Source organism: Bartonella sp. CM120XJJH (assembly GCF_042194715.1).
GTDB lineage: Bacteria > Pseudomonadota > Alphaproteobacteria > Rhizobiales > Rhizobiaceae > Bartonella.
In genome coordinates this window covers 1-859 of sequence record NZ_JBHINE010000091.1, presented here as the reverse complement: position 1 = coordinate 859, position 859 = coordinate 1, and the positions used below count along the sequence as shown (strand labels likewise).

Genomic DNA, 859 nt, shown 5'->3' with positions numbered 1-859 from the left:
GTTTCTAAGCCATTGGCTGCACCTGCTTCATCCCGTGCGCTGTATTTAAAATCCCAAGAGATGCAATGTTTTTCATGGATAACAACTATGGGGAGTGTTTCACCGGTGATGGCTTTGCCTTCACCCCGTTTGGCGAGCACAAGTTTGCCATCAACGGGCTTTGCTACTGCATCATATTCTTCTGCAAGGCGTGTGGCAAAAGCCATATCGCTTTCAGCCGTTTGGTCAATGTGACGCACAACGATTTTTGCAAGAGAAGGATCAACCTTTGGCGTATAGCCATTATGCTCTACTATCTCTTGAACAATACTGCCAAGGGTTTGCTGGTGATAGGATTGGCTTTTTGGGGTTCTATAAGATGTGTTCATTGATGCGGCGCGTCCTGTAACACTTAAGCTTTGCGGTGGTCTGCTTACAGAGATTTCGTCTATCAGATAGACTCCCATATCGCGGTTTTTCCCGCCTTCATAACCAAGTGTTACAGAAATAACTGTCCCGATAAGAGGAATATCAAGAAAGCCGTTATCACTGTCACGCGCACGGTCATCAAGCTCTATGGTAATACGATCACTTTTGTTTTCTGCTTCATCGGTAATTTCAATCGATAAAACATAATCCATGAGCGTTTTTGTGATGTCTTCTCCATTTGCCAAAACCATGCAAAAAGGTTTCATGATTTGCTACCCCAAATTCTGATTACTGGTGTGGCTTTCGGATAGGGGAGGGTTGGTAAGAGTATCGTGATACCTGCTTTTAAAATGGGTCCATAGTCTGCAAGTCCCAAATTCGCTGCATAGACGCGTTCAACAGCAAGCGCTTGTTGACCTTTGGCATAGTATTTCCAGCAAATGGCATCCAC

2 protein-coding genes are annotated in these 859 nt (G+C 44.6%); both read right to left on the bottom strand.

The features are described 5' to 3' along the window. On the bottom strand, nt 1-674 hold a 674-nt coding region (locus tag ACFIKU_RS09930; RefSeq protein WP_375657410.1), incomplete at its 3' end, for a phage late control D family protein. After that, nucleotides 671-859 (bottom strand): tail protein X (locus tag ACFIKU_RS09925; RefSeq protein WP_375657409.1); only part of this gene is annotated, 189 nt, incomplete at its 5' end. The genes ACFIKU_RS09930 and ACFIKU_RS09925, both read right to left, overlap by 4 nt.